Here is a 23,211-nt window from a genome sequence, read left to right on the forward strand (position 1 = left end):
GTTCATGAAAACCTTCAAGTACTCCCGCGTCGCCGCCGCCCTGATCACCGGCGCCCTTGCCTTCGGTGTCGCCACCACCAGCTTCGCTGCCCCACAGAAAGCCACCGTGGTACTGGTGCATGGCGCGTTTGCCGACGCCTCCAGCTGGAACGGCGTGATCGCCGGGCTCAAGGCCGAAGGCTACCCGGTGGTCGCCGTGGCCAACCCGCTGCGCAGCGTCAAGACCGACTCAGACTACGTGGCCGACATCGTTGAACACACCCAAGGCCCGGTGATCCTGGTCGGCCATTCCTACGGCGGCTCGGTGATCTCCAACGCCGTGCACGGCAGCAGCAAGGTCAAGGCGCTGGTCTACGTTGCCGCGTTTGCCCCGGAAAAAGGCGAGACCGCGTTTGAGCTGTCCGGCCGTTACCCTGGCGGCACCCTCGGCCCGACCCTGGACAAACCCGTGGTCTCCAAAGACGGGGTGACCGACCTGTACATCCAGCAAGACAAGTTCAACAGCCAGTTCGCCGCCGACGTGGCGCCCAAGGAAGCTCAGTTGATGGCAGCCGGGCAACGCCCGATCACCGAAGCCGCCCTGAAGGAACCGTCGGGTGACCCGGCCTGGAAAACTGTGCCGTCCTACTTCATATACGGCTCAGCGGACAAAAATATTCCCGAGGCCGCGCTTAAATTCATGGCTGACCGTGCGGGCTCCAAGGAAACCGTGGACGTGAAGGGGGCTTCCCACGTGGTGATGGTGTCGAATCCGGCGCGAGTGGTGGCGATCATCAACGACGCGGCCAAGGCCAACGCGCAGTAACCGGCGAGGCGCAGTGCGGTTTCTGTGGTGAGCGGGCTTGCTTGTGAAGAGTGGGCGTCCTGTGGTGAGCTGGTTTACCTGTGGTGAGCGGGCTTGCCCCGCGCTGGGCGGCGAAGCCGCCCCAAAACCGGATACCCGTTTATACCTGGAGAAACGCGGTGTCTTTATGGGGGCTGCTACGCAGCCCAGCGCGGGGCAAGCCCGCTCACCACGGGAAGTCCACTCACCATGAGTAAACCTACTCACCACAAAGGGTTTCACTTCCAACCGTTGGCGGGGTCACTCAGCGACCCACCGAGGATTGATCGAGTGCCTGCGCGAGGAGCTTTCACGGAGTCTCTGAACGCTCCAGCAGCAGCCGCTCCAAGGTTGCCACCGGCAACGGCCGGCTGAACAGGTAGCCTTGGATCTGATCGCAGCCGGCGTCCTTCAGGAACGCCAATTGCGCCTGGGTTTCCACGCCTTCGGCGACCACCCGCAGGTTGAGGCTGTGGGCGAGTTCAATGATGGTGCGGGTAATCGCGGCGTCCTGGGGGTTGCTGGTGACTTCGCGGATAAACGCGATGTCGATCTTCAGTGTATCGATGGGAAAACGCCGCAGGTACGCCAGGCTTGAATAGCCGGTGCCAAAGTCGTCGATGGAGATTTTCACGCCCATGGTGTGCAAGCGTTGCAGGCTGGCGATGGTGTGCTGGGTGTTCTCCATCAACGAGCCTTCGGTCAGTTCCACTTCCAGCCAGTGCGGCTCGACGCCGGTTTGCGCCAGGATGTGCGCGATATCGGCAATCAGGTCGCCCTCTATGAGTTGATGGCCGGAAACGTTGACCGATACCTCCACAGCGCCAATGGCAGTGCGTTGCCAGGCGCCAATCTGTTGGCAAACGGCTTCGATCACCCAGCGTCCCACCGCTACGATCAGGCCGAGGCTCTCCAACACGGGTACGAACACCGCTGGGGACACGGCGCCATGCCCCGGTCGGTCCCAACGTAGCAGGGCCTCAAGCGCGCAAAGCTGGCCCGTCGCAAGCTCGACTTTGGGCTGGTAATGCACGATGAATTCATTGCGCTGCACGGCCTGGCGCAGGGCGTTTTCCAGGTCCCGACGGTCGACGTCGGGTTGCAGGGCTTGGCGTATATTATCCGCCCGCTCGCCATGAGCGGTGAGCCGCAGTAGGTTGCGCACGCGCAAGGACAGTTCGATACGCTCGATCGGTTTGCTGAGGAACTCTTCGGCACCGCTTTCCAGGCCGCTGACGCGCGCGCCAGCATCACTGAGGGCCGATAGCATGATGATCGGAATACCCGCCGTGGCGTCGTCACTTTTCAGTTGGCTGGCCACCTCATACCCATCCATCCCCGGCATCATGATGTCCAGCAAGATAAGGTCGGGCGCCTGTTGCGCCACCACCTGCAGCGCCTCTTCGCCGCTGCTCGCGCAGATCGTCTGGTAGCCCTCGTGTTGCAGCAAGGTCTCCAGGAGCTTGCGCACCTGGGGCTCATCATCGACGATCAACAACGTTGCGGGTTGGCTGGCCATGGAGCGGACTCATGTGAGGGGACTGTTGGGCTTTTGCAGCAAGGTGTCGATCACTTGGTATAACTCTTTGTAACGCAGCGGCTTGATGATATAGGCGTCGCAACCGGCCAGCCGAGTCTTCTCGCGGTCTTCCTTCATCGCCATGGCTGTCAGGGCGATCACTGGGATATGCGCGGTCAGCGGATCTTGTTTAATCAATGCCGTGGCCGCCAGACCGTCCATGCCCGGCAGTTGAATGTCCATCAGGATCAAGGCCGGTTGCTGTTCGCGGGCCAGGGTCAGGCCAGTCTCGGCGTCAGGTGCCCACAGCGATGTGTGGCCGGCGTTCACCAGCAGCAGACGCGCCAGGCGCATATTGGCCTCATTGTCTTCAACGATCAGGATCTCGGCCACGACGCCTCCGGCTCACGATGCAGCGGCAACCATGCGACAAACCGAGCGCCACAGCCTTCACGGCTGGCCACCGCGACACTGCCACCGTGTAGCTCGGCCAGTTGCTTGACCATCGCCAGCCCCAGGCCCGTGCCTTCGAATTTGCGTGCCAGGCTGCTGTCGATCTGGCTGAACGCCTTGAACAGCTTGCCCATGTCGTCCTCGGCAATGCCGATACCGGTATCGCTGACGCTCAACTCAAGGAATTGTGGGTACAGGCTTTCGGGCAAGGCAAAGCGGTAAACCGGCCAGTCGCCAGGAATCTGGCCGACCTGCTCGCGGCTGACCTGGCGCACCGTCAGCGTCACCGAGCTGCCGTGTTCGCTGAATTTCACCGCATTGGCCAGCAGGTTGTAGACGATCTGCTTGGTCTTGCGCAGGTCCAGTTTCAGGTGGCCGAGGTTGTCGGGGCATTCCAGCTTCAATTGGATACGTTGCAGTGCGGCCTTTTCCCGCACGATCAGCAGGCTGTTGGCCAAAAGGCCCGCCAACTCAACGCTTTCCAACTCCAGTTCCATCATCCCGGCCTCGACTTTGGACAGGTCGAGAATGTCGTTGATCAACGACAGCAAGTGTTGGCCGCTGGTGAAAATGTCGCCGATGTATTCGCGCTGGGTCGCGCTCATTTCACCGACCAAGCCGTCCTTGAGCGCCTCGGAAAAACCGATCACCGCATTCAACGGCGTGCGCAGTTCGTGGGACATGGTGGCGAGGAACTCGGACTTCATGTGGCTGGCGTGTTCCAGCTCCAGGTTCTTTTCTTCCAGCGCACGCTCGAAGCCTTTGCGCTCGGCTTCTTCCTGCTTGCGGGCGGTGTTGTCGGTGCCGATCAGCAGGTAGCCAATGATGGTGTCATGCCGGTTGCGCAGGGCGGTCACCGAAACCATGGCCGACAGGCGACTGCCGTCCTGGCGGATGTAGGTCAGCTCGTAGATGTCTTCGATGCCGCGGGAAGCCTTGAACACCAGGGCTTCGAAACCCGGCGTAATGGGCGTGTCCAGTTCCAGGCTGAGGGCAGCGGCGCGGGTGATCAACTCGACGGGGTCGGAGATGTCGGCTGGGGTGATGCGGTTGACCACGTCGGCGGCGGCATAGCCAAGCATGCGTTCGGCGCCGACGTTGAAGATCTGGATCACGCCTTTTTCATCGGTGGCGATGCTGGAGAAGTAGGCGCTGTTGAAGATGGCGTCTTGCAGCGCGCCGGTCTTGAGCAGGGTTTTCTGCCGTTTGAACTCGACGATCTTTTCGGCGCGCGATTGCGGCTGTTCGGGTAACGGTTTGTCCATCGCTTGGGCTTTCCGTGACGTTCAGGCCCGCCATCGTCAACCGACAATGGCGCAGAGCATGCTCGCAGAAGATCGCTGGAGGGCGATGAGGAGGAGATGAGGTCCTTGGACAATAGCAGACAAACGGTAAAATCGATGCTTTGTGTGCCTATTCAACAAACTGGCTTGATGAAACGTTTCTTCAAGCACAAAAACACTCAAGCAAGCGCTTGCGTAAAGAAATGTTTCTACATTAGAGTCGGCTCACTGAAGACAAAAATAATAAAACCAGGAGCTCATTCATGAGCCTTGAACCCTTGCTTGAAATGCAGGGCATCAGCAAAACCTTCAACGGTTTGCGCGTGCTCAAGAATGTCGGCCTGAAGGTCTACCCCGGCGAAATCCACGCCTTGATGGGGGAGAACGGCGCCGGCAAGTCCACACTGATGAAAATCCTCTCCGGCGCCTATCAAGCCGACCCCGGCGGTGAAATCCGCATTGCCGGTCAACGCGTTCCGACCTTCGACCCCGCCACCGCAAAAGCCCTCGGCATCGCCGTCATCTATCAAGAACTGAGCCTGTGCCCCAACCTGAGCGTGGCCGAGAACATCTACCTGGGCCGCGAACTGCGGCGTGGCTGGACCATCGACCGCAAGGGCATGGAAGCGGGGTGCATCGAGGTGCTGCAACGCCTCGGCGCCGAATTCACCCCGGCGACACGGGTCAGCAGCCTGTCGATTGCCGAGCGCCAGTTGGTGGAGATCGCCCGCGCCCTGCACGCCCACGCCAAGATCCTGGTGATGGACGAGCCCACCACGCCGTTGTCCTCCCGCGAAACCGACCGGTTGTTCGCGCTGATCAAGCAACTGCGCGGCCAGGGCCTGGCAATCATCTATATCAGCCACCGCATGGCCGAGATCTACGAGTTATCGGATCGCGTTTCGGTGTTGCGTGACGGCCAATACATCGGCGAGCTGACCCGCGACGCGCTGTCGGCCGAAGTGCTGGTAAAAATGATGGTGGGCCGCGACCTGTCGGGTTTCTACAAAAAGGAACACGCCGCGTATAACCCCGGCAACGTGGTGATGCGTGTGCGTGACATGGCCGACGGCAAGCGCGTGCGCCAGTGCAGCTTTGACCTGCATGCCGGCGAGGTGCTGGGCATTGCCGGGCTGGTCGGGGCGGGGCGCACCGAGCTGGCGCGGCTGATCTTTGCGGCCGACCCCCGCACCTCGGGCACCTTGGAAGTGGTCGGCAAGACTGTCACCCAACTGCGCACCCCGGCGGATGCGATCCGCGCAGGCGTGGTCTACCTTACCGAAGACCGCAAGGCCCAGGGCCTGTTCCTCGACATGAGCGTGGCGGACAACATCAACGTCTGCGCCTGTGTGCCGGATGCGCATGCCGGTGGCGTGCTGGATCGCGGGCATGCCTTGCAGCGTTCGAATGACGCGATCAAATCGCTGTCGATTCGCGTGGCCTCGGGCAAGGTCAATGTCGGCGCGCTGTCCGGCGGCAATCAGCAGAAAGTGCTGTTGGCGCGACTGCTGGAGGTGAAGCCTCACGTGCTGATCCTCGACGAACCCACACGCGGCGTCGACATCGGCTCCAAGTCCGAGATCTACCGCATCATCAATCAATTGGCCCAGGCCGGTGTTGGCATTGTGGTGATCTCCAGCGAGCTGCCGGAAATCATCGGCACCTGCGACCGCGTGCTGATCATGCGCGAAGGCCAGCTCGTCGCTGAAGTCGGCGGCGCCTCCGGCCAGGCTATTTCCCAAGAACGCATTATTGACCTCGCCACCGGTGGCGATCAGGTGGTTGCCCATGGCTGAGTTGAATATCGCAACAACAGGTAAAGCGGAACGCGCGCGCGAGTTGATGCGCACGGTCGGTATGTTGCCCGTGCTGATCCTGCTGCTGGTGGGCTTCGCCCTGGCCAGTGAGAACTTCCTGACGGTGCAGAACCTGTCGATCATCACCCAGCAGGCGTCGGTGAACGTGGTGCTGGCCGCGGGCATGACCTTTGTGATCCTCACCGCCGGCATCGACTTGTCGGTAGGCGCGATCCTGGCCGCTTCGGCGGTGGTGGCGCTGCAGGCGTCGATGTCACCGCAGTTCGGCATGTTCGGGATTGCTGCCGGTATTGGCTTTGGCTTGCTGCTGGGCTTGGTTAATGGTGGGTTGATCGCTTTCATGCGCCTGCCGCCGTTTATTGTCACCCTCGGCGCGCTGACGGCCATGCGTGGTCTGGCGCGGCTATTGGCGGATGACAAAACCGTATTCAACCCGGACCTGCCGTTTGCCTTTATCGGCAATGACTCGGTACTCGGCGTGCCCTGGCTGGTGATCATTGCCGTGGCCGTGGTGGCGCTGTCGTGGTTCATCCTGCGCCGAACAGTGATGGGCGTGCAGATCTACTCGGTGGGCGGCAACCCGGAAGCGGCGCGACTGTCGGGGATCAAAGTGTGGAAGGTGCTGCTGTTTGTCTACGCCATGTCCGGTGCGCTGGCCGGATTGGGCGCGGTGATGAGCGCTTCGCGGTTGTTTGCCGCCAATGGCCTGCAACTGGGGCAATCCTATGAGTTGGACGCGATTGCGGCGGTGATCCTTGGCGGCACCAGTTTTACCGGCGGCGTCGGCACCATCGGTGGCACGTTGATTGGTGCGCTGATCATCGCGGTGCTGACCAACGGCCTGGTGCTGTTGGGGGTGTCGGATATCTGGCAATACATCATCAAGGGCATCGTGATCATTGGCGCCGTGGCGCTGGATCGTTATCGCCAGTCCGGTGCGCGGACCTGAGTTCACTCCTACAACAATCACAAGAGAGACCCGCATGAACCTTAAACGTATCTTTCCCGTCATTGCCTTGGCTGCCTTGATGTCCCAAGCCGTCGAAGCCCGTGAGTTGAAGGCCCTCGGCATCAGCATGGGCTCGCTGGGCAACCCGTATTTCGTGACCCTGGCCGACGGCGCCACCGCCCGCGCCAAAGAGTTGAACCCCAGCGTCAAGGTCACCTCGGTGTCGGCCGACTATGACCTGAGCAAGCAGTTTTCGCAGATCGATAACTTCATTTCGTCCAAGGTCGACCTGATCCTGATCAACGCCGTCGACCCCTCTGCTATGGCCTCGGCGATCAAGAAAGCCCGTGACGCCGGCATCGTCGTCGTAGCCGTGGATGTGGACGCCAAGGGCGTGAACGCGACCGTGCAGACCGACAACGTCGAAGCCGGCAAGCTGGCCTGCCAATACCTGGTGGACAAGCTTTCCGGCAAGGGCAATGTGATCATCCAGAACGGCCCGCAAGTCACCGCCGTGACCGACCGCGTCAAAGGCTGCAAGGCCGCGCTGGCCGCCGCGCCGGATATCAAGGTGCTGTCCGACGACCAGGACGGCAAAGGCTCCCGCGAAGGCGGCTTGAACGTGATGCAGGGTTACCTCACGCGCTTCCCGAAAATCGACGGTCTGTTCGCGATCAATGACCCACAAGCCATCGGCAGCGACCTGGCGGCCAAGCAGCTCAAGCGCAGCGGCATCATCATCACCTCGGTGGACGGCGCGCCGGATATCGAGAATGCCTTGAAGACCGAGACGCAGATCCAGGCGTCGTCCAGCCAGGACCCTTGGGCCATGGCGCAGACCGCAGTGAACGTGGGCAATGACATTCTCAATGACAAAGCTCCGGCCGAAGCGGTTACCCTGCTCACGCCAAAGCTGATCACCCGTGACAACGTCGCTACGTACAGCGGTTGGTCGAGCAAACATTGATCCACTGAGAAGGAACAGCGTCGTGGTCACCATGGATGACGTGGCAAGCAGGGCGGGGGTGTCGACGTCGACGGTGTCCCACGTGTTGAACGGCACCCGCAAGGTCAGCCCGGCCACTGTGCTGGCGGTGCAGCAGGCGATCCAGGCGCTGGGCTACATCCCCAACACCCTGGCGCGCTCGCTGGCCCGGTCGAGCACCAACACGATTGGCGTGGCGATCTCGGCGCTGTCCAACCACTACTTCAGCGAAACGGTGCACGCGATTGAAACCGCGTGCGCCCTGCACGGCTACATGATGCTGTTTGTCGACACCCATGACGATCCGGAGCAGGAGCTGCGGGTGGTCACGGCGCTGCATCATCGGCGGGTTGATGGGATTGTGCTGGCGCCTTCCAACGGCTCCAAGGCCCTGGAGTATCTGCGCGCCAACGAGATTCCAGCGGTGCTGGTGGACCGCATGATGAGTGAGCACTTCGATCAGGTTGGGGTGGAGAATGCCCAGCCTACCCAGGTGCTGGTTGAACACCTTATCGCCCATGGCCATCGCCGGGTCGGCTTTATCGCCGGGCGTGAAGGTTTCAGCACCACCGATGAGCGTGTCGCCGGTTACCGCGCCGCATTGCAGGGGGCGGGCCTGACGTTTGATCCGGATCTGCTGGTCAATGGCGGCTCCAATACTGAGCCGGCGCGCCAGGCCACGGTGCAGTTGCTGGGCTTGGCGTTACCGCCGACGGCGATTATGGCCGGCAACAACCTGATGACCCTCGGCGCCATGCAGGCTCTGCGTGACGCGAAGATCGACGTGCCTGCGCGCATGGCGCTGGTGGGGTTTGATGATTTCGACTGGGCGGATTTTTTCGTGCCGCGCCTGACACTGATCGCGCAGCCGGTGCAGGCACTCGGCGCCCAGGCGGTGAACCTGTTATTGCAACGCATGGCTTCACCCGGCGCACCGACCCAGAGTGTGCGCCTGGCGCCGACCCTGCAATGGCGTAATTCATGTGGCTGTAATGGATTGGAATGACCCCCGTATGAGCAGTCCCGTTTCCCTCGGCATCGACCTCGGCACCTCGGAACTCAAGGCCATTCTCATGGACCTCGACGGTACAGTGCTGGCCCATGCCGGCGTGCGCTTGAGTGTGTCGCGGCGCCACAGCGGCTGGTCCGAGCAAGACCCGCTGGATTGGTGGCAGGCGTGTTTGCAGGCACTGGAGCAATTGCGTACTCATGACGCCTTTGCCCGCGTGGCCTGTATCGGCCTGTCCGGGCAGATGCACGGTGCGGTGTTACTGGGGGCGGACAACCGCGTGTTGTACCCGGCGATCCTGTGGGACGACTCCCGCGCCGTCGCCGAGGCCGAGGAGCTGGGCCCTGAGTTCGCCGACATCACCGGCAGCCTGCCCATGGCCGGGCTGACGGCGCCGAAACTGCTGTGGCTGCAACGCCATGAGCGCGAGGTGTTCAAGGCCATTGATTGCGTACTGTCGCCCAAGGATTACCTGCGCTTGCGCTTGAGTGGCGAGCGCATCAGCGAGATGTCCGACGCTGCGGGGACGTTGTGGCTGGATGTGGCGCAACGTGAGTGGTTCGCGCCGATGCTGCGGGCGACGGGTCTCTCGCTGGAGCAGATGCCCCGGCTGGTGGAAGGTGGCGCCGCGAGTGCCGTGCTGACGGCGCAAGGCCTGGGCTTGGCGCCCTCGGTGGTGATTGCCGGCGGCGGCGGCGACAACCCGGTAGCGGCTGTCGGTATCGGTGCGATCAACGCTGGCGATGGCTTCATCACCCTCGGCACCAGCGCTGCCATCGTCGCAATTACCGACCACGCCGCCGGCAACCCGGCCAGCGCCGTGCACAGCTTCTGCCATGCGTTGCCTGATCGCTGGTACACCATGGGCGCCATGCTGGCCGGGGCGAGTTGCCTGCGCTGGGTTACGCGGCTGACGGGTATGCCGGATGAACAGACCCTGCTGGACCAGGTGCAGGCACAATTGCCGATCGAACAACCCGTGCCACTCAGCACGCCGTTGTTTCTGCCGTACCTTGCCGGAGAGCGCACACCCCACAACGACCCGCTACTGCGCGGCGGTTTCATGGGCCTGGGCCATGACTGCACACCCGCGATGCTCGGTTATGCAGTCATGGAAGGCGTAGGGTTCGGCTTGCTGGATGCGCTGCGCGCCGTGCAATCGGCCGGCGCCGACATAGGCGCCTGCGCCTTGGTCGGCGGCGGGGCGCGCAGTGAATACTGGGCGCAGCTGCTGGCCAACATCCTTCAGCGGGAGATCTTCACGTTGCACGGCAGTGAGTTGAGTGCCTGCATCGGCGCCGCGAAGCTGGGATTTCTGTCGATCGGGCAGGGGGAAGGGTTGTTGCAGGCGGGGATGGCAGTGAAGGCTCGATATTTGCCAGATGCCAAGCAGCAGGCGGTACTGCAAGTGCGATATCGCAAGTTCCAAGGCTTGCTTACTGCGGCGAAAACGCTGCACGACTGACGGCTGCTCTCTCTGTGGAGCAGGCTTCCTGTGGTGAGCAGTCTCCCTGTGGCGAGCAGGCTTGCCCTGCGTTGGGGCGCGAAGCGGCCCCTGCCAAAGCCACAGCAGTGCGTCAGGAAAACCGCGCTGCCTGGACTTAGGGCTGCTTCGCAGCCCAACGCGGGGCAAGCCCGCTCGCCACAACAGGCCGGCTCAGCACAGAAAGCTAGGTCTTCAAACACTTCATAACCAGGCCGCATCCCACAACGGATAATCACCAATGTGCTCAACCAACCCCGCGCGTAATGGGTTGGCAATGATGTAACGAGCCATTTTCAACAGGTCCTCATCCGTGCGTACAGCCCGGTCGTGGTAACCACGTTGCCAGAACTTGTCCCGGCTGCCACGGGCTTTGTTAATGCTCAAGGTGCTGCGTGACTTGGTCTGCCGCATCACATCAGGAAGCGTTGCGTTATTGAGGTCAAACAACCAGTGAAAATGGTCTGGCATGACTACCCAGGCGAGGGAGTTCACTAGACCCGCGTCATGGGCTCGCTTGAACTCAGCGACTAATAACCGACCTAGCTTGAAATCGTTGAATATGGGCTGGCGTCGATGCACCACAGCAGTGACCAGATAAGATCGGCCTGACTCTGAATAGCGACCACGACGTAAAAGATGAGAGTTTGGCTGGCGAGGCAATCCGTTGCTCCTTTGAATGGATAGGGATTTTTCACGCTAGCAGCGCAGATGACTCCGTCGCGTTGAGTTCAGTGTCTTTGTGTTACACCCGTTCTGTGGTGAACGGGCTTCCTGTGGTGCACGGGCTTGTTGTGGTGAGCGGGCTTGCCCCGCGTTGGGGCGCGAAGCGGCCCCTATCAAGACCACCGCAGTGTTTCAGGCAAAACCGCGTTGCCTGTACTTGGGGCCGCTTCGCAGCCCAACGCAGGACAAGCCTGCTCGCCACAGGAAATCTGTTTCTTTATTCATCAGTCCCCCAGCGGCGGCAGCCGTCGTTTCACCGGGGTTTTCTTGACGATCGCGGTGTTGGTCTCGGCGTAGGCATTCAGCTTATCGAGCAGGCTGTCCAGATGATCCATGGTGCGCACATGCAGCCGTGCGATGAAGCAGTCATCGCCGGTCACCTTGTCGCACTCGGTGAACTCGGGAATCGCCTGGATCTGCCGCTCCACCTCCTGCAATTTGCCGGGCAACGGACGGATGCGCACGATGGCTTGCAGCAGGTAGCCAAAGTGCCTGGGGTCGATGTCGACGGTGTAATGGGTCAGCACGCCGCGCTCTTCGAGACGACGCAAACGTTCGCCGACACTGGGCGAAGACAACCCGGTAATGCCGGCCAGGGCCTTGAGGGATAGGCGCGAGTCATCCATCAAGGCGGCGATGAGTTGCTGGTCGATGGTGTCAATCATGGTGTTCACCTAATAAGTAAAGGCAATCCAGCGGTTTGGCCTTTTTTAGGCGCTGGAGCCGCTGCTGAGCAGATTGCCATAATTGAGCCTCACTTGAGGAGCTTCAATCATGGACACATCCATCCGTCGCGGGTCGTGGGAAATGATCGCCGCCATGCTGATCTCGGGCACCATTGGCTGGTTTGTACTGGTCTCTGGCGTGTCAGTGATCGAAGTGGTGTTCTGGCGCTGCGTGATCGGCGGGCTGACGCTGTTGCTGGTCTGTGCACTGCTGGGTTATTTGCGCCTGGACCTGCTGACCTGGGCCAAGCTAGGCCTGGCGATGCTCAGTGGCGTGGCGATTGTTGGCAATTGGTTGCTGCTGTTCGAATCCTATTCCCGCGCGTCGATTGCCATCAGCACGGCGGTGTACAACGTGCAGCCGTTCATGCTGGTGATGCTGGCGGCGCTGTTCCTGGGGGAAAGGATTACCGTGCAGAAACTGGCGTGGTTGAGTGTGGCGTTCCTGGGGATGCTGGCGATTGTCACCGCTCATGGCGATCACAAAACCGGCGACGATTACCTGGGCGGTATCGCCTTGGCGCTGGGCGCGGCGTTCCTGTATGCGATTGCGGCGCTGATCATCAAGCGTTTGAAAGAAGTACCGCCGCATTTGATGGCGTTGATCCAGGTGACCACCGGCGCGCTGTTACTCGCGCCGATGGTGACTTGGAATAGTCTGCCGGCCACCCCCAATGCCTGGGCGGCATTGGTGACGCTGGGTGTGGTGCATACCGGTTTGATGTACGTGTTGCTGTACGGCGCGATCCAGAAACTGCCCACGGCCATTACCGGCGCGCTGTCGTTCATCTACCCGATTGCGGCGATCTTCGTCGATTGGATCGCCTTCGGACACCGCCTGGGTTGGCTGCAATGGCTGGGTGTGGCGGCGATCCTGCTGGCGGCCGCGGGGTTACAGCGGGGCTGGTGGTGGCCCCGCTCTCAGAGGGTCAGTGCGTACCCTGGAAAATGATGTTTTCCGGGTTGAAGTGCTCCACTGCGCTGCCTGGCTGCGGCAAACCAAGGATGTGGCCCTTGATCTTGCCCACCACGTGCATTTCGCACGGCTTGCAGTCGAACTTCAGGGTCAGCACTTCATCGCCATGGATCAACTGCATCGGCGCGACCTTGGTCTTCACGCCCGTGACACCTTTGGCCTGTTTAGGGCACAGGTTGAACGAGAAGCGCAGGCAGTGCTTGGTGATCATCACCGGCACTTCGCCGGTTTCTTCGTGGGCTTCGAAGGCGGCGTCGATCAGCTTCACCCCATGACGGTGGTAGAAGTCGCGGGCTTTCTGGTTGTAGACGTTGGCGAGGAACGACAAATGCGCATCCGGGTAGACCGGCGGCGGGGTGGTTTCGGCTTTGCGTCCACCGCGCGGATGAGCGGCCACACGGGCAGCGGTCAGCGCTTCGATCACTTCGCGGCGTAAGGCCTTGAGCTGTGAGTTGGGGATGAAAAACGCCTGCGGCGCATCCAGTTGGATGTCGGTCGCATGGTATTCGGTGGTGCCCAGTTGGCCGAGCAGGTCGCGCAGGGTATCCAGCGCCTGTTCCGGCTTGTTGGCTACGCCGAACGGGCCGGGCAGGGTGACGCTGGCACTGATGCCTTCTTCGCTGGTGGCGGTGACTTCCAGCTGTGCTTCGCGCAGACGAGCAGCCCAGGTCAGGCCGATACGGCGCTCGGATGAAGTCTTGAGCAGCGCCTGTTGCCAGTTGTGGTCGAGGTTACGGTTCAACGGGTGGTTCGGGCGCAGTTGGTGCAGGCCGGCCGGCATTTCGTTCGGCTCGACGCGGTAGCGGTAGCGCTTCTCGCCATCTTCCTCGAACTCGCCTTTAGGCTCGGCGATGTTGGCACGGAAACCCACCACTTCGCGCTTGATCAGCACGTTAAGACCGTCGCCATTGGACAGCGGCTCATGGGTGACCACTTGCAGGTCACGCTTGCCGGCTTTTTCCACCACACCCACCGGCAGGCCGGTGAAGGTCGGGGTGTCGAAGGCGCCGATGTCGACCTTGCGGTCGGTGACGAAGTAGTCAGTGCTGCCGCGGTGGAAGGTTTTTTCCGGGTCCGGCAGGAAGAAGTGCGCGGTACGGCCGCTGGACGCGCGCGCCAGGTCCGGTCGGTCTTCAAGCACATCATCCAGGCGCTGGCGGTAATAGGCGGTGATGTTTTTCACGTAGCCCATGTCCTTGTAGCGGCCCTCGATCTTGAACGAACGCACGCCGGCTTCGACCAGTGCGCGAATGTTGGCGCTCTGGTTGTTGTCTTTCATCGACAGCAGGTGCTTTTCAAAGGCCACGACGCGGCCCTGGTCATCTTTCAAGGTGTACGGCAAACGGCAGGCCTGGGAGCAATCACCCCGGTTGGCGCTGCGGCCGTTCTGTGCGTGAGAGATGTTGCACTGCCCGGAGAACGCCACGCACAGGGCGCCGTGGATGAAGAACTCGATGGCGGCATCGGTTTCGTCAGCAATGGCACGGATTTCCTGCAGGTTCAGCTCACGGGCCAATACCAGTTGCGAGAAACCGGCCTGGTCGAGGAACTTGGCGCGGCCCAGGGTGCGAATGTCGGTCTGGGTGCTGGCGTGCAGCTCGATGGGCGGAATATCCAGCTCCATCACGCCCAGGTCTTGCACGATCAATGCGTCGACGCCGGCATCGTAGAGCTGATGGATCAGCTTGCGCGCGGGTTCCAGTTCGTTGTCATGCAGGATGGTGTTGATGGTGGTGAAGACGCGCGCGTGATAACGACGGGCGAATTCCACCAGTGACGCGATATCGCTCACGTCGTTACAGGCGTTATGGCGCGCGCCGAAGCTCGGGCCGCCAATGTACACGGCGTCGGCGCCATGCAGGATCGCCTCGCGCGCGATGGCGACATCGCGGGCAGGGCTGAGCAATTCCAGGTGATGCTTGGGCAAGGACATAGTTTTTTTAGTCAGGCTTGTCACGGTTGAGGCGCGCATTGTAGCTGTGAAATGCCTGACCGGCACCCACTCAGGCTTGAGCGGCCATCGCGGTGACTTCCACGCGCATGCCGTCTACCGCCAACGCAGCAACGCCAACCGCCGCACGCACGGGCCAGGGCTTGGCAAAGAAGCGTTTGTAGACCTCGTTGAAGGCGGCACGATCAGCCATATCCGTCAGATAAATGGTCAGGTGCATCACCCGGTCCATGGAGCTACCGGCCTTTTCCAGGGCGACTTTCAAGGCTTGCAGGGTGCATTCGCTTTGCAGGGTGATATCGCCCAGTTCCAGGCTGCCATCGGCGCGGGTCGGGATCTGGGTGGAGACCAGGATGCCGTTGAAGCCAATCACATCCGAAGAAATCGAGTCGGCATCGGGATCCGGGGTGTAGTGCAGGTCGTGGTTAGCCATGGGCGCCTCTCGTTGGCAGGTTCAGAAAGGCGCCCATGGTCCCCGAAAAATACCGCAGGGGCAAACTACGCCCAGCGGCGGAACAGCACGCTGGCATTCACGCCGCCAAAGCCGAAGCCGTTGGACAGCGCGTATTCAATGGGCATCGGCCGGGCTGCACCGCGCAGCAGGTCCAGGCCATCCGCAAGCGCGTCGGGGATTTCCAGGTTGAGGGTGACCGGGGCGACCTGATCGCGCAGGGCGAGTACGGTGAAGATGGCTTCGATACCGCCCGCAGCGCCCAACAGGTGACCGGTGGCGGATTTGGTCGAGCTGATCGCCGGGCTGCCGTTAGCGCCAAATACCGTCCTGATCGCCGCCAGTTCGCCTTTATCGCCCACTGGTGTGGAAGTAGCGTGAGCGTTCAAGTACTGCACCTGGGCCGCCTCGATTCCTGCCTGGCGTAAGGCTTGCCGCATGGCACGTCGCGCACCATCGCCATCTTCCGGGCCGGCAGTCATGTGATAGGCGTCGGCACTGGTGCCGTAGCCCACCAACTCCGCAATCGGCTGCGCGCCACGGGCCAGGGCGTGTTCGAGTGCTTCGATGACCAGGATGCCAGCGCCTTCGCCCATGACAAAACCGTCGCGCGCCTGGTCGAATGGCCGCGAAGCCCGCTCAGGGCTGTCATTGAAGTCGCTGGACAGGGCTCGCGCTGCCGCAAAACCGGCCAGACTGACCCGGTGAATCGCTGCTTCGGCGCCGCCGCACACCGCCACATCGACTTCACCGGCACGAATCATCCGCGCCGCATCACCGATAGCCTGCACACCCGCGGCACAGGCCGTCACCGGCGCACCCAACGGGCCTTTCAAACCGTAATTGATCGACACATGCCCGGCGGCCATGTTGCTCAAGAAGGACGGGATGGTAAACGGGGACAATCGGCGCGGGCCTTTGCTGTCAGTGGTGCGCACTGCATCGGCAATCGCCGGGAAACCGCCGACGCCAGACGCAATGATGGTCGCCGTGCGGTCCTGTTGTTCCACTGTGTTCGGCGCCCAGCCGGCCTGCTTCAAGGCTTCATCCGCCGCCGCCAGTGCGAACAGGATAAAGCGGTCCATCTTGCGTTGTTCTTTGGCTGCGAGCAGGCGATCCGGGTCAAATCCGGCTTCAGGGTCCTGCACGCTGCTTTGTACCTGGCCACCGATACTGACGGCCAAGTCACCGATCAACTCTTCCGGCAGGCGACGAATGCCCGATTGCCCGGCCAACAGGCGGCGCCAGGTAGATTCCACGTCAGCGCCCAACGGCGTCAGCGCGCCCATACCTGTCACAACAATGCGTTTACTCATGATCAATCGACTCCGGTTGCGGTGAGGGAACAGACCCTATGGACGTCACTATCATCATGAAAGTAACATGGCGTCACACACATTTGCACTGACCCACAGGAATCCCCATGCAACGCAAGTCCCTCATCAGCGACGAATGCCCCATCGCCCGCAGCCTTGAGCGGGTAGGGGAGTGGTGGAGCATTCTGATCATGCGCGACGCCTTGCACGGCCTGCGCCGCTTCGACGAGTTCTCGCGCAGCCTGGGCATCGCGCCGAATATGTTGACGCGCCGCCTCAACGCGTTGGTGGAGGCGGGCATGCTCGAACGCCAGGCCTACAGCGAGCGTCCGCCGCGCTACGAATATGTGCCGACGGAAAAGGGCAAGGATTTCCGCATGGTGCTGATGTCGCTGGTGGCCTGGGGCAATCGGCATTACGCCGAGGAGGGTACCAGTGTCGAGTTGGTGGAGCGTGGGACGGGCAGGCCGGTACAACCAATGCTCGCAAGTGCCGAGGGGCAGGTCGTGCCGATGGATCAGTGCGTTTTGCAGGCTGGCCCTGCTGCGAGCAGCGGCATGCGAGAGCGGTTGTCACTGCCCGACGCAAAGCCTTGAGTAACGGGGCCTAGAGCAATAATCTGGCGCCAAAAAATAAACATTTTTGCCGCATAAAGTCGCGTATTTCCCAGCCGATAGCCAATCAAGAGATCGGTTTTTCCGCACGGCTGAGGGTACGTCATGTTCAATAAAGCACTCAAAACAGAACTGGCGGCCAGGACGGCCGAATCCACTGAGTACAAAGGACTGATTGTCGCGCTGGAACGCTCCATGGCCGTGGTCGAATTCGATCTCAATGGCAAGGTATTGCGCGCCAACGATAATTTTCTCAAGACCCTGGGCTACAGCGCGGATCAATTGGTCGGCAAATCCCACCGCGACTTTTGCTTGCCGGCGCTGACCAGTAGTTCGGCCTATAGCCAATTCTGGAGTGATTTGAAAGCCGGCAAGTTCGTTTCAGGCACCTTCAAACGGGTTCATGCCAACGGCAAGACCATCTGGCTGGAAGCGAGTTACAACCCGGTCCTGGATGAACGCGGACAAGTGCTGAAAGTGGTCAAGTACGCCTTGGACGTCACCGATAAAGTGGAGGTGGAAGCGGCCACCTCCAGCAAACTGGTCGCTCTGGACCGGGCCATGGCCGTGATCGAGTTCGACCTTGGCGGCCAAGTATTGGACGCGAATACAAACTTCTTGAACGTGATGGGGTATTCGCTGGCGGAACTCAAAGGCAAACACCACCGCTTGTTTTGCGAGCCGACCCTGATCAACAGCCACGAATACACCGATTTCTGGCGTCGCCTGAACAATGGCGAATTTTTTACCGGGCAATTCAAGCGCCTGGGCAAACATGGCCGGGTGGTGTGGTTGGAAGCCAGTTACAACCCTGTCTACGACGGCGACGGCAAGCTGATCAAGATCGTCAAGTTCGCCAGCGACATCACCGAGCGCGTGGAAAAATTCGAAGAAGACTCCCGTGGTGCGTCGCGGGCCTACCATATTTCCTCCGAGACCGAGCGTTTTGCCGAACATGGCACCCAGGTGATCCAGGAGACTGCCAGCGAAATGCGCCGCATCGCCGACAGCATCGGCGCCTCTGCGCGGCTGGTGGGGCAATTGGGCGATCGTTCCGAGCAGATCACTGCGATCGTCAACACCATTCGTGGGATTGCCGACCAGACCAACCTGTTGGCCCTCAACGCAGCGATTGAGGCAGCGCGTGCGGGGGATCAAGGGCGAGGCTTTGCGGTGGTAGCCGATGAAGTCCGGCAACTGGCCGGGCGGACCAGCCGCTCGACCGCGGAAATTGCCGAGATGATCGGCATGATCCTCTCGGAAACCCGTGACGCAGTGACCAGCATGAACGCCACCCAGGAGGGCGCGCAACGCGGCGTCAGCTTGGCTGATCAGGCGGGTTCGGTGATCTTGCAGATTCGCACCAGTACCAGTGACGCGGTGGAGGCGGTGAGTATGTTCGCGTCGAAGCTGGATGAGTCGGAAGTCATTCCCAAGACCGCAGTGGGTTGGGTGGGCTGATGTAGCCCAGTGGTGAGGGACCTTGCCCCCTCACCACAAAGGCCACTTACAGCAGCGTAAACGGATAGTCGACGATCAACCGCAGCTCATTGAGATCACCATCGCGCTGGTCGGCGTTTGAGGCCACGATCGCATCACGCAGGCGCAACGACAGGTTTTTCGCCGGACCGCTCTGGATCACGTACTTGGCTTCCACATCCGTCTCGTGGTGGGCGCCATCGGCACCGTAGTCGCCCACGTAGGCGCTGTGGTCCGGTGTGTGGGTGCCATTGATGTCGGAACCGTTGATGTAGCGCGCCATGAAACTCAGCCCCGGCACGCCATAACTGGCCACGTTGAGGTCATAACGGATACCCCACGACTGCTCGCCCGGGCCGTTGAAGTCGCCCCATTGCACCGAGTTGGCCAGGTACACCGAATCACCGCCTTCGCCCGCACCGTTGTTGCCAGTGCCGATGTAGTCGAACGGCGTGTCGCCATGCACTTTCTGGAACGACAGCGTCAGCGTGTGCGCCTGCAGGAACGAGTAGGCTGCCGCCACCGAGTAGGTGGTGTTGTTGATCGCCCCGGCCTTGGCGCTGCCCGTGTCGAGGGTGCGGTACAGGTTGCCGTCCAGCGCCAGGGACTGGTCATGCGCCAGCGCAATCACATAGTTGAGGTTGGTGTAGTACTGGCGCCAGATGTCTTCCAGCTCGCCGGCATACAGCGTGGCGCTCAGGGACGGGGTAAAGGTGTATTTGCCGCCGACAAAGCTTGCGCTGTTGGCGGCGATGTTGGCGTAGGTCGCATAGATATCGTGGTCATGGTTGCTGGTCATGCCGCTGTTGGTGCTGGTGAAGTGCCCGGCTTCCAGGTCCAGGCCGGTGATTTCGCTGCTGGTCAGGTCGAAACCGGTGGCGGTCTGCGGCAACAGGCGGGTGCCGCCGGTGGCGAAGACCGGGGCGGTGGGCTGCATGTCACCGAATTTGAGTTGGGTCTTGGACACTTTGATTTTCACGGCGGCGCCAACCGAGCCGTAGGCGTCTTCGGGATCGCCGTGCCGGTCGGTCGGCAGGTTGCCGGTGCCCGCGTATTCATGGGTGGCATCCAGTTTCAGCCCGCCGTAGGCATAGGCATCCACCCCGAAACCAATGGTGCCTTGGGTAAAGCCCGAGGCGTAGTTGAGCATTGCGCCTTGGGTCCAGTCGCGGTTGTCAGCCCGACCGCCTTCACGGTTGCGGTTCATGTAGTAGTTGCGCAGCAGCCCGGTGATGCTGCTGCCCTCGATAAACCCCTTGGCATCTGCCTGGTCGCTGACGGACTCTGCAAAGGCCATTTGGCTGATACCGGCACACACCGCCAGTGCTAACAGGCTCGACTGTTTAATCATGTTGTGACTTCCCCGGAATAATGAACGCGCGCACAGAAACACCGCACTTATTGGTGGTGCATAACGTGGTATGGGCAGATGTTTGCAGGTGAGCTGTTACGGTTTTTTATTGTGTTCGGCATGGTTGCCGAGGTTGATTCTAAGCCCAGTCTGCGCGGCCTGTAGCGGTCTTCCGGATGAAACTCGATTAATTAAACTTCACGGTATTTAACCCGGCGCGGGTGTAGCGTTGGGCCTGTCTTAGCCGCTCTGCTTCGACAAAATCCTTTGGTTGCCGCCGCAGACTCTGCGGCGGATTTTTTGCGTGGGCAGTATTTTCAGTGGGCGGCTTAGTTGAACTCACTTATGCTGCGCAACACTGTTGGCTTAACCCATCGAGACGCTGCATGAGCCTGAAATCCACCCACTTGCCGGCGCTGATCGCGTTCGAATGTGTGGCCCGTCATCTGAATTTCGCGCGGGCGGCAGCCGAGATGGAGGTCACGCCCACGGCCATGTCCAAGACCATCAAGCAGCTTGAAGCGCAATTGGGTGTGCGCCTGTTCAACCGCACCACCCGCAGCGTGGCGCTGACCGAGTCCGGCAGCCAACTGCTCGACACCCTGGCACCGGCACTGGAGCAGATTCGCTTCTCGGTGCAGCAAGTGCACGACACCGCCAGCCGCCCTTACGGCGCATTGAAGATCAACAGTTCCTACGTGGCCTATGCCTCGCTGATCGAGCCGCACGTGGCGGCATTCCTCACGCAGTACCCGGAAATCACCTTGGATATCGCCCTCGATAATGGCTTGAGCGACATCATTGGCGAAGGTTTCGATGCCGGCATTCGCCTGGGCCAGGCCTTGCAGCGCGACATGATCGCCGTGCCGCTTGGCACGTCGCAGCCGATGGTGGCCGTGGCGGCGCCCGCGTACCTGGCGCGCTCGGCACCGCTGGACACACCCGAAGACCTGCTGGCCCACGACTGCATCCACCAGCGCCTGAGCAGCCGCGGGCCGTACATGGATTGGACGTTTCGCATCGGCAAAGCCACTGTCGCGATCGAGGTGAAGGGGCGCCTGGTGCTGGATGAAATGCGCACCACCTTGTCGGCTGCGCGCCTGGGTTGCGGCGTGGCCCTGGTGTTCCGCCCGTTTGCCCAGGCGGATATCGCCAGCGGTGCACTGGTGGCGTTGCTGGAACACTGCGCGGCGCCCGCCGAGACCTTCCACCTGTATTACGCCAACCGTGCGCAAATGCCCGGAAAGCTCCGGGCATTTATCGACTTCTTCCAGACCCGTAACCGTCAGGCCACCGAGTAGCCGCCATCTGCCAACAAGGCATGGCCGGACACGTAGCTGGCATCTTCCGACCCTAGGAACGCCACCACCGTCGCCATCTCTTCGGCCGTGCCAAACCGGCTGGCCGGGGTGCTGGCGGCGAAAGCGTGCTGGGCGTCCACCGACGGCCAGATCCCGCGATGGTGGAACGGCGTCTCGATCAGGCCCGGGCACAGCGCATTGACCCGCACGCCCTGCTTGAACCATTCGATGGACGCGGTCTTGGTCATACCGACAATGGCGTGCTTGGTGCCGATATACAGCGCGGCATTCTCGAAACCGATCACGCCGCCCATGGACGCGTTATTGACGATGCTGCCAAAACCCTGTTCGAGCATTACCTTGGCTTGGTACTTCATGCAGTTGAAAACCCCGCGCACATTCGGCTCGAACACCAGGTCGAAGCGTGCATTGTCCTGTTCGACCAGCGGCGCGAACACGCCTTCGGTGCCGGCATTGTTGAAGGCGATGTCCAGCTTGCCATAGGTGCCCACGGCAAATTTGACCATGGCGATGATGTCGGCTTCGCGGGTCACGTCGACGACGATGGAGGACGCGGTGCCGCCATTGGCAGTGATCTCGGCAACCACGTCGTCCAGCTCGCTCTGCCGGCGGGCAGCAGCCACGATCTTCGCGCCGCGCTGGGCCAGGACGACAGCGGCCGCGCGACCAATGCCGGAACTGGCGCCGGTGATCAGCGCGACTTTGCCTTCGAGTTGACGTGTGTTGGAAAGGGTCATGGGAAGCTCCGTTTGTGTGCTGCGCAAGGCGGTGTGCTTGCGCTTTGGAGCACAGGTTACGGCGCGTGATTAGCCCTGATAATCCACGCAAATACACACGAGTTATGTGCTATGGGTTCACAGTGCTCAACGACGCATAATGGCTGGAGGAGGAGGGTGTTGCACCCCTCGGCCCGGCTTGCGTATTACTCTTTGACGTCCATGAACTCTTCAGCCCAGGCCACGTAGTTTTCAGGCAAGGTATAGGTGTGCGTCAACTCGGTAGCACTGAGGTTATCGGTGCTGTGTGTCAATTGGCGCTGGGCACGCAGGCTGTCGTAGGTCGCCTTGATCGCGGCAAAGTAGGCACCATGGCCGGCAACCACCACACGTACACCGAGGCTGGCCAGACGCTTGGCGTCATTGAGCTTGGGATTGCCATACGTCACCAGCATCAGCGGCACGGTCAGGTTCTCGGCGATCTTCTCCAGGTGCTCGAAGTCAGCCACACCCACCATGCAAATCCCATCGGCACCGGCTTTCTGATACGCCAGGGTGCGCTCGATCACAGCCTCGGTCGGCAACACACCGGCGTTGGTGCGGGCAATGATCGACAACTCTGGATCAACACGGGCTTCCAGCGCCGCGCGGACCTTGCCGATGCCTTCTTCAATGGAAATCAAGTCGGTGGACTTGCGCCCGAATTGCGCGGGCAGCAACGTGTCTTCAATGGTCAACGCGGCCACACCGGCACGCTCAAGCTCTTCGACAGTGCGCATCACGTTCAGCGCGTTACCGTAGCCATGGTCGGCATCGGCGATGAACGGCAACTGGGCAACACGGCCAATACGGGTGGCTTGCTCAACGAACTCACTCAGGGTGATCAACGCGAAATCGGGCGCGGCCAGTACCTGCAACGAAGCAACGGAGCCACCGAGGATGCCGACTTCGAAACCCAGGTCAGCGGCAATACGCGCGGACATCGGGTCAAAGACGGACGCGGTTTCAACGCAGGTTGGGGTAGCAAGCAATTCACGGAATTTGCGGCGCAGGGCTGAGTGAGAAATCTTTGGCATGGGCTTTCCTGGTTCTGGTCATCGTCTTGTGACGATCAATGTCTATTCGTGGTGGAGCGAGATTAACATGCAGAAGAGCGGGGGATGATGACGTTTCAGCATTAGGGTTATGGAGAGGCGGGAATGGCTCCAGAGCAAAAATGGGGTTAGCATTCCGCTTCACTCGGCTTAAACAGCCTGTTTTTCA

At 61.2% G+C, this 23,211-nt stretch carries 20 protein-coding genes and 2 pseudogenes; 11 read left to right on the forward strand and 11 right to left on the reverse strand.

The window, feature by feature from the left end:
* Window positions 1–4 precede the first annotated feature (4 nt).
* Window positions 5–805 (forward strand): alpha/beta fold hydrolase, encoded by an 801-nt coding sequence (locus tag RB216_RS14045; protein WP_308908849.1) that lies wholly within the window; start codon window positions 5–7, stop codon window positions 803–805.
* Window positions 806–1,133: 328 nt separating this feature from the next.
* On the opposite strand, the gene RB216_RS14050 is transcribed toward RB216_RS14045, so the two are convergent.
* The 3 genes from RB216_RS14050 to RB216_RS14060 are packed head-to-tail and all read right to left on the reverse strand — an operon-like array spanning window position 1,134 to window position 4,060.
* Window positions 1,134–2,342 (reverse strand): EAL domain-containing response regulator, encoded by a 1,209-nt coding sequence (locus tag RB216_RS14050; protein ID WP_308908850.1) that lies wholly within the window; start codon window positions 2,340–2,342, stop codon window positions 1,134–1,136.
* A gap of 9 nt (window positions 2,343–2,351) precedes the next feature.
* A complete protein-coding gene (locus tag RB216_RS14055) occupies window positions 2,352–2,735 on the reverse strand; it encodes a response regulator (protein WP_028616131.1) in 384 nt (127 codons plus the stop codon).
* Window positions 2,720–4,060: a sensor histidine kinase gene (locus tag RB216_RS14060; RefSeq protein ID WP_068933181.1), complete on the reverse strand. Its 1,341-nt coding sequence runs from the start codon at window positions 4,058–4,060 to the stop codon at window positions 2,720–2,722. Before RB216_RS14060 ends, RB216_RS14055 begins: the two co-directional genes overlap by 16 nt.
* Before the next feature lie 281 nt (window positions 4,061–4,341).
* On the opposite strand from RB216_RS14060, the gene RB216_RS14065 reads away from it, so the two are divergent.
* The 5 genes from RB216_RS14065 to xylB are packed head-to-tail and all read left to right on the forward strand — an operon-like array spanning window position 4,342 to window position 10,303.
* On the forward strand, window positions 4,342–5,874 hold the full coding sequence (locus RB216_RS14065; RefSeq protein WP_028616133.1) for a sugar ABC transporter ATP-binding protein: 1,533 nt from the start codon (window positions 4,342–4,344) through the stop codon (window positions 5,872–5,874).
* A complete protein-coding gene (locus RB216_RS14070; RefSeq protein ID WP_068933179.1) occupies window positions 5,867–6,844 on the forward strand; it encodes an ABC transporter permease subunit in 978 nt (325 codons plus the stop codon). Before RB216_RS14065 ends, RB216_RS14070 begins: the two co-directional genes overlap by 8 nt.
* Window positions 6,845–6,878: 34 nt before the next feature.
* On the forward strand, window positions 6,879–7,811 hold the full coding sequence (locus RB216_RS14075) for an ABC transporter substrate-binding protein (protein ID WP_308908851.1): 933 nt from the start codon (window positions 6,879–6,881) through the stop codon (window positions 7,809–7,811).
* A gap of 22 nt (window positions 7,812–7,833) precedes the next feature.
* Window positions 7,834–8,835, forward strand: coding sequence for a LacI family DNA-binding transcriptional regulator (locus tag RB216_RS14080; RefSeq protein ID WP_308908852.1), 1,002 nt, complete (start codon window positions 7,834–7,836; stop codon window positions 8,833–8,835).
* 7 nt (window positions 8,836–8,842) lie between these two features.
* Window positions 8,843–10,303 (forward strand): xylulokinase, encoded by a 1,461-nt coding sequence (gene xylB / locus RB216_RS14085; protein ID WP_122685085.1) that lies wholly within the window; start codon window positions 8,843–8,845, stop codon window positions 10,301–10,303.
* Between the two features lie 222 nt (window positions 10,304–10,525).
* On the opposite strand, the gene RB216_RS14090 is transcribed toward xylB, so the two are convergent.
* Window positions 10,526–10,984, reverse strand: a complete 459-nt coding sequence (locus RB216_RS14090) for an REP-associated tyrosine transposase (protein WP_236319899.1) — start codon at window positions 10,982–10,984, stop codon at window positions 10,526–10,528.
* A 287-nt stretch (window positions 10,985–11,271) separates the two neighbouring features.
* On the reverse strand, window positions 11,272–11,712 hold the full coding sequence (locus tag RB216_RS14095) for an Lrp/AsnC family transcriptional regulator (RefSeq protein WP_122685081.1): 441 nt from the start codon (window positions 11,710–11,712) through the stop codon (window positions 11,272–11,274).
* 109 nt (window positions 11,713–11,821) lie between these two features.
* Here RB216_RS14095 and RB216_RS14100 point away from each other — a divergent pair, with 109 nt between their 5' ends.
* Complete coding sequence (locus tag RB216_RS14100) at window positions 11,822–12,724, forward strand: DMT family transporter (protein WP_308908853.1); 903 nt, start codon at window positions 11,822–11,824, stop codon at window positions 12,722–12,724.
* On the opposite strand, the gene RB216_RS14105 is transcribed toward RB216_RS14100, so the two are convergent.
* From RB216_RS14105 to fabF, 3 genes are all read right to left on the reverse strand, one after another.
* Window positions 12,702–14,681, reverse strand: coding sequence for a peptidase U32 family protein (locus tag RB216_RS14105; protein ID WP_028616141.1), 1,980 nt, complete (start codon window positions 14,679–14,681; stop codon window positions 12,702–12,704). The genes RB216_RS14100 and RB216_RS14105 overlap by 23 nt on opposite strands.
* 70 nt (window positions 14,682–14,751) lie before the next feature.
* Entirely contained in the window at window positions 14,752–15,132 is a 381-nt protein-coding gene (locus tag RB216_RS14110; RefSeq protein ID WP_028616142.1) for a RidA family protein, read from the reverse strand.
* A gap of 65 nt (window positions 15,133–15,197) precedes the next feature.
* On the reverse strand, window positions 15,198–16,466 hold the full coding sequence (gene fabF / locus RB216_RS14115) for a beta-ketoacyl-ACP synthase II (RefSeq protein ID WP_308908854.1): 1,269 nt from the start codon (window positions 16,464–16,466) through the stop codon (window positions 15,198–15,200).
* Window positions 16,467–16,573: 107 nt separating this feature from the next.
* Here fabF and RB216_RS14120 point away from each other — a divergent pair, with 107 nt between their 5' ends.
* From RB216_RS14120 to RB216_RS29970, 3 genes and pseudogenes are all read left to right on the forward strand, one after another.
* The gene (locus RB216_RS14120) at window positions 16,574–17,062 is read left to right on the forward strand and encodes a winged helix-turn-helix transcriptional regulator (RefSeq protein ID WP_122727023.1); all 489 of its coding nucleotides are present in this window, start codon (window positions 16,574–16,576) and stop codon (window positions 17,060–17,062) included.
* Window positions 17,063–17,275: 213 nt separating this feature from the next.
* Window positions 17,276–17,953 (forward strand): annotated as a pseudogene (locus tag RB216_RS29965) (PAS domain-containing protein); the annotation flags it as partial.
* A 111-nt stretch (window positions 17,954–18,064) separates the two neighbouring features.
* Window positions 18,065–18,541, forward strand: a pseudogene (locus RB216_RS29970) (methyl-accepting chemotaxis protein); the annotation flags it as partial.
* Between the two features lie 46 nt (window positions 18,542–18,587).
* On the opposite strand, the gene RB216_RS14130 reads toward RB216_RS29970, so the two are convergent.
* Window positions 18,588–19,910, reverse strand: coding sequence for an OprD family porin (locus RB216_RS14130; protein ID WP_028616146.1), 1,323 nt, complete (start codon window positions 19,908–19,910; stop codon window positions 18,588–18,590).
* Window positions 19,911–20,296: 386 nt separating this feature from the next.
* On the opposite strand from RB216_RS14130, the gene RB216_RS14135 reads away from it, so the two are divergent.
* Entirely contained in the window at window positions 20,297–21,211 is a 915-nt protein-coding gene (locus RB216_RS14135) for a LysR family transcriptional regulator (RefSeq protein WP_028616147.1), read from the forward strand.
* On the opposite strand, the gene RB216_RS14140 is transcribed toward RB216_RS14135, so the two are convergent.
* On the reverse strand, window positions 21,196–21,969 hold the full coding sequence (locus tag RB216_RS14140) for an SDR family NAD(P)-dependent oxidoreductase (protein WP_308908855.1): 774 nt from the start codon (window positions 21,967–21,969) through the stop codon (window positions 21,196–21,198). The genes RB216_RS14135 and RB216_RS14140 overlap by 16 nt on opposite strands.
* A gap of 185 nt (window positions 21,970–22,154) precedes the next feature.
* Window positions 22,155–23,024 (reverse strand): oxaloacetate decarboxylase, encoded by an 870-nt coding sequence (locus RB216_RS14145; protein WP_028616149.1) that lies wholly within the window; start codon window positions 23,022–23,024, stop codon window positions 22,155–22,157.
* Window positions 23,025–23,211: the final 187 nt, after the last annotated feature.

Source organism: Pseudomonas canadensis (genome assembly GCF_030980095.1).
Classification (GTDB): Bacteria; Pseudomonadota; Gammaproteobacteria; order Pseudomonadales; family Pseudomonadaceae; genus Aquipseudomonas; species Aquipseudomonas canadensis.

What these genes read in the sequence shown, in the direction of transcription:
- RB216_RS14045 (WP_308908849.1), top strand. Translation starts at nt 5, where the DNA reads ATGAAAACCTTCAAGTACTCCCGCGTCGCCGCCGCCCTGATCACCGGC.
- RB216_RS14050 (WP_308908850.1), bottom strand. Translation starts at nt 2,342, where the DNA reads ATGGCCAGCCAACCCGCAACGTTGTTGATCGTCGATGATGAGCCCCAG.
- RB216_RS14060 (WP_068933181.1), bottom strand. Translation starts at nt 4,060, where the DNA reads ATGGACAAACCGTTACCCGAACAGCCGCAATCGCGCGCCGAAAAGATC.
- RB216_RS14065 (WP_028616133.1), top strand. Translation starts at nt 4,342, where the DNA reads ATGAGCCTTGAACCCTTGCTTGAAATGCAGGGCATCAGCAAAACCTTC.
- RB216_RS14070 (WP_068933179.1), top strand. Translation starts at nt 5,867, where the DNA reads ATGGCTGAGTTGAATATCGCAACAACAGGTAAAGCGGAACGCGCGCGC.
- RB216_RS14075 (WP_308908851.1), top strand. Translation starts at nt 6,879, where the DNA reads ATGAACCTTAAACGTATCTTTCCCGTCATTGCCTTGGCTGCCTTGATG.
- xylB (WP_122685085.1), top strand. Translation starts at nt 8,843, where the DNA reads ATGAGCAGTCCCGTTTCCCTCGGCATCGACCTCGGCACCTCGGAACTC.
- RB216_RS14095 (WP_122685081.1), bottom strand. Translation starts at nt 11,712, where the DNA reads ATGATTGACACCATCGACCAGCAACTCATCGCCGCCTTGATGGATGAC.
- RB216_RS14100 (WP_308908853.1), top strand. Translation starts at nt 11,822, where the DNA reads ATGGACACATCCATCCGTCGCGGGTCGTGGGAAATGATCGCCGCCATG.
- RB216_RS14105 (WP_028616141.1), bottom strand. Translation starts at nt 14,681, where the DNA reads ATGTCCTTGCCCAAGCATCACCTGGAATTGCTCAGCCCTGCCCGCGAT.
- RB216_RS14110 (WP_028616142.1), bottom strand. Translation starts at nt 15,132, where the DNA reads ATGGCTAACCACGACCTGCACTACACCCCGGATCCCGATGCCGACTCG.
- fabF (WP_308908854.1), bottom strand. Translation starts at nt 16,466, where the DNA reads ATGAGTAAACGCATTGTTGTGACAGGTATGGGCGCGCTGACGCCGTTG.
- RB216_RS14120 (WP_122727023.1), top strand. Translation starts at nt 16,574, where the DNA reads ATGCAACGCAAGTCCCTCATCAGCGACGAATGCCCCATCGCCCGCAGC.
- RB216_RS14130 (WP_028616146.1), bottom strand. Translation starts at nt 19,910, where the DNA reads ATGATTAAACAGTCGAGCCTGTTAGCACTGGCGGTGTGTGCCGGTATC.
- RB216_RS14135 (WP_028616147.1), top strand. Translation starts at nt 20,297, where the DNA reads ATGAGCCTGAAATCCACCCACTTGCCGGCGCTGATCGCGTTCGAATGT.
- RB216_RS14140 (WP_308908855.1), bottom strand. Translation starts at nt 21,969, where the DNA reads ATGACCCTTTCCAACACACGTCAACTCGAAGGCAAAGTCGCGCTGATC.
- RB216_RS14145 (WP_028616149.1), bottom strand. Translation starts at nt 23,024, where the DNA reads ATGCCAAAGATTTCTCACTCAGCCCTGCGCCGCAAATTCCGTGAATTG.